This window comes from Kitasatospora sp. NPDC057198, assembly GCF_042670125.1.
Lineage (GTDB): Bacteria > Actinomycetota > Actinomycetes > Streptomycetales > Streptomycetaceae > Kitasatospora.
In genome coordinates, this window is record NZ_JBHUWH010000650.1 from 1 (window position 1) to 3,462 (window position 3,462).

Genomic DNA, 3,462 nt, shown 5'->3' on the forward strand with positions numbered 1-3,462 from the left:
TGGGTTAGGGGGGGGTTGCGGCGGCGCAGGGGGGGGGGGGGGGGGGGCCCGGGGGGGGGGGGGGGGGCGGGGGGGGGGGGGGGGGCGAGCGCGGCGTCCTGGGGGGCGGTGGCGGGGCGGGCGCCCGCGCCCGCGGCGGCGGGGTCGGGGCGGTCGGTCAGGGCGAGGGCACCGACCTCGGCGGCGACCCGCAGGCGGCGGCGTTCGGCGGGGGTGGGGTCGGGCGGGCGCTGCGGCCAGGCGAGTTCGAGGACGGCGGCGGGGCCGGCGGCGCGGTGCAGCGGGACGGCGAGGCGGTAGGGGGCGCGGTCGGCGCCGAGGGTGGCGGTGACCGGCCCGGTGGGGCCGAGTTCGGCGCCGCGGGCCAGGGCCTGCTGGGCGGGGGTGGGCAGGCCGGGCGGGACGTGCCGCCAGGCGGCGCGTTCGGCTTCGGTGAAGCCGGGCGCGGCGGCGGGGTGCAGGGCGCCACCGGGCTGGACGGTCCACAGGACGGCGGCGGCGGCCCCGAGCATGTCGGCGGCCTGGGTGAGGGCGGCCTCGACGACGGGCGCCGACCGGTCGGGCGGGGCGGTGGGCGGCGCGGGCGGCGCGGGGCCGGGCCCGGTGGTGGGGGTGGTGGCGGCGGGCAGGGTGGTGAGGATGTCGGCGGCGAGTTCCTGCGGCCCGAGGTGGGCGCGTTCGGCCAGGGCGAGCAGCTGGGCCCCGGCCTCGGCCGGTCCGCAGCCCAGGCGTTCGGCCAGGACGCCGGTGGCCAGCGCGGTGAGCGGGCGGACGGCGAGCGCGGCGCGCAGTTCCTCGGTCTCGGCCTGGGCGCCGCGCAGCCGCAGCGCCAGCAGCTGCTGCACGCCCGGACGCTCCTCGGGCTCGGGGGGCCCGCCGGTCGGGTTCGGCTGGTTCATGCCGTCAGCCCTCCACCCAGCGCTGCACGGTGGTGATCAGCTCGTCGGCGTCGACGGGTTTGGTGAGGTGGTCGTCGGCTCCGGCCGCGAGGCTGCGGGCCCGGTCGTCGGGCATGGCCTTGGCGGTGACGGCCACGATCGGGACGGTGGCGTGGTCGGTGCTCTCGCGGATGGCGGCGGTGGCGGCGTAGCCGTCGAGTTCGGGCATCATCAGGTCCATCAGGACCAGGTCGGTCTCGGGGTGGGCGCGCAGCAGGGCGAGGCCGGTGCGGCCGTTGGCGGCGTGCAGGGCGGTGGCGCCCTCCAGCTCGAGCGCGGTGCTGAGGGCGTAGACGTTGCGCGGGTCGTCGTCGATGACCAGCACGGTGCGCCCGGCGAGGCGGCCGACGGGTGCGGCGGGCGGCCCGTCGTCCGCGCCCGGCCCGCCGGCCGTTCCCGGCCCGCCGCCGGCGCCCGACCCGTCCGTGCCCGGCCCGTCATCGGCGCCCGGCCCGTCGGCGAAGCGGGCGATGCGTTCGCGCAGTTCGTCCAGGCCGGTGGCGACCTCCAGCCGGCCGGTGGCCGGGAGGGCCGACTCGGCGCCGCCGGTGTGCCCGAGGACGGGGAGGGGATCGGCGCGCTGTTCGAGGGCGCCGAGCAGGGTGCGGGCGCCGTCCTCGGGCAGGCCGAGGTCGAGGACGACCAGGTCGTGGGGGGTGCGGTCGAGGGCGGCGAGCGCGCTGTCCGGGTCGCCCGCGCTGTCGACGGTGGTGCCCGGGTCGCGGCCGGTGACGCCGCTGCGGGTGAGCAGGGTGAGCAGGCCGGGCGGGTCGGGTTCGACCACCAGGATGCGGCGTTCCCCGCCCCGGTGTCCGGCGCTGCCGGGGTCCGCGTCCGTTGCGGTGCCGCTGCGCGCGGCGGGCAGCAGCAGGGTGAAGCGGCTGCCCTCGCCGGGCACCGATTCGGCGCTGACGGCGCCGCCGAGCAGCCGGGCGAGTTCGCGGCTGATGGACAGGCCGAGGCCGGTGCCGCCGTACTTGCGGCTGGTGGTGCCGTCGGCCTGCTGGAAGGCGCCGAAGATGGACTCCAGGTGGTCGGCGCCGATGCCGATCCCGGAGTCCTGGACGCGGAACGCGACGGCGGCCAGGTCGCGCCGCTCGGTGGGCAGTTCGCCGGGCCGGGCGGGTTCGACGGAGAGTTCGACGAAGCCGCGGTCGGTGAACTTCACCGCGTTGGACAGCAGGTTGCGCAGGATCTGGCGCAGCCGGGCCTGGTCGGTGTGCAGGTGTTCGGGCGCGCCGGGCGCGGTGGCGATCCGGAAGTCGAGCCCCTTCTCGGCGGCCAGCGGGCGGAAGGTGGTGTCCACGTAGTCGAGCAGTTCGCGCAGCTCGAACGGTTCGACGGCGACGTCGAGTTTGCCCGCCTCGACCTTCGACAGGTCGAGGATGTCGTTGATCAGCTGGAGCAGGTCGGATCCGGCCGAGCGGATCACCTCGGCGTACTCGACCTGCTTGCCGCTGAGGTTGCCCTCGGGGTTCTGGGCGAGCAGTTGGGCCAGGATCAGCAGGCTGTTCAGCGGGGTGCGCAGTTCGTGGCTCATGTTGGCCAGGAACTCCGACTTGTACATCGAGGTGCGGGTCAACTGGCGGGCGCGCTCCTCCAGTTCGCGGCGGGCCTGTTCGATCTGGAGGTTCTTGGCCTCGATGTCGCGGTTCTGTGCGGCGAGCAGCTCGGCCTTCTCGCCGAGTTCGGCGTTGGAGCGCCGCAGCTCCTCCTGGCCGTCGACCAACTGTTCGGAGCGGGCCCGCAGTTCGGAGGTGAGCCGGCGCGACTCGCGGAGCAGTTCGTCGGTCCTGGCGTTGGCCAGCAGGGTTGCCAGGGTGGTGCCGATGTCCTGGGCCAGCCGCTCCAGGAAGTCCCGGTGCAGGTCGGTGAAGTGGTGCAGGGTGGCGACCTCGACCACGCCGAGCAGCTTGTCCTCCATGGTGATCGGCTGGATCAGCAGTTCGCGGGGCGTTGCCGAGCCCAGTCCGGAGCCGATCTCGGCGTAGCCGGGCGGGAGTTCGGCGATCGCGATGGGGCGGCGGCTGCGCCCGGCCTGGCCGATCAGCGACTCGCCGAGGCCGAACCGGCGCGGGGTGTCGGCGTAGTGGTGGCCGTAGGCGGCGGCCCGGCTGAGCACGGTGCCGTCCTCGGTGTCCTCGGCGAGGTAGCAGGTGCCGTACTGGGCGCCCAGCAGCGGGCACAGCTCGTCCATCAGCAGTTCGGCTACCGCGGCCGGTTCGCGCCGGCCCTGGATGAGGGCGGTGAGCCGGGCCAGGTGGGTCTTCAGCCAGTCCTGTTCCTCGTTGGCCCGGGTGGTCTCGCGCAGCGAGCCGACCATCACGTTGATGTTGTCCTTCAGGTCGGCGACCTCGCCGGAGGCGTCCACGGTGATCGAGCGGGTCAGGTCGCCGGCGGTGACCGCGCCGGTCACCTCGGCGATCGCTCGGACCTGCCGGGTCAGGTTCCCGGCCAGCTCGTTGACGTTCTCGGTGAGCCGCTTCCAGGTGCCGGAGACGCCCTCCACCTCGGCCTGGCCGCC

Annotated in this window: 2 protein-coding genes; both read right to left on the reverse strand. The window is 75.9% G+C overall.

What is annotated here, in order from left to right:
* Positions 1 to 899, reverse strand: an 899-nt coding sequence (locus ACFUEL_RS37190; RefSeq protein WP_380242245.1) for an ANTAR domain-containing protein, incomplete at its 3' end; no start/stop codon positions are given.
* A 4-nt stretch (positions 900 to 903) separates the two neighbouring features.
* The coding region (locus ACFUEL_RS37195; protein ID WP_380242247.1) for a response regulator at positions 904 to 3,462 on the reverse strand (2,559 nt) is incomplete at its 5' end.